The 768-nt window shown below is 74.5% G+C and carries 1 protein-coding gene; it reads left to right on the top strand.

The features are described from left to right. Positions 1-91: 91 nt before the first annotated feature. Positions 92-768: glycosyltransferase family 2 protein (locus C1I97_RS38220; protein WP_111007396.1), on the top strand; the 677-nt coding region annotated here is incomplete at its 3' end.

Genomic DNA, 768 nt, shown 5'->3' with positions numbered 1-768 from the left:
CCCTGCCCCCGTACGTCGAACGCGCCGCCCGCCTCCTGGAAACGAGCACGGACACCGGTACGCATCCCGGAGGGGACCTCGGAGGCACTCCATGACCGACCCCCGCACCACCGTCGTGATCATCACCCACAACCGGCGCCCCGAACTCCTGCGCACCCTCGACCGGCTCGCCGAACTCCCCGAGCAGCCCGAGGTGATCGTCACCGACAACGGCTCCACCGACGGCACCTCCACCGCCGTGGCCCGCCACCATCCGCGGGTACGGCTGCTGCGCCCCGGCCGCAACCTGGGCGCCGTCGGCCGCAACCTGGCCGTGCGCCGGGTCCGTACGCCCTACGTGGCTTTCTGCGACGACGACTCCTGGTGGGCGCCCGGCGCGCTGTCCGGCGCCGCCGACCTCCTCGACCGGCACCCCGCGCTCGGCGCCGTCACCGCCCGCATCCTCGTCGAACCGGACGGCACCGAGGACCCGATCGTCGAGGAACTGCGCACCTCACCCCTCCCCGGCCCGCGCTGGCTGCCCGGCCCGGCGCTCGGCTCCTTCCTCGCCGCGGCGACCGTCCTGCGCACCGACGCCTTCCGGCGCGCCGGCGGCTTCCACCCGCGGCTGTGGCTCGGCGGCGAGGAGGAGCTGCTGGCCGCGGACCTGGCGGCGGACGGCTGGTGGCTGACGTACGCCGACCACCTGACGGTCCATCACCAACCCTCGCCCGTAAGGGATCCCACACGCCGTCGGCGGGACGGCATCCGCAACACCCTGTGGTTCAC

The organism is Streptomyces sp. NTH33, assembly GCF_003236365.1.
Taxonomy (GTDB): Bacteria; Actinomycetota; Actinomycetes; order Streptomycetales; family Streptomycetaceae; genus Streptomyces.
The sequence above is the reverse complement of the archived record's forward strand: the minus strand, read 5'-3'. Positions and strand labels throughout refer to the sequence as shown.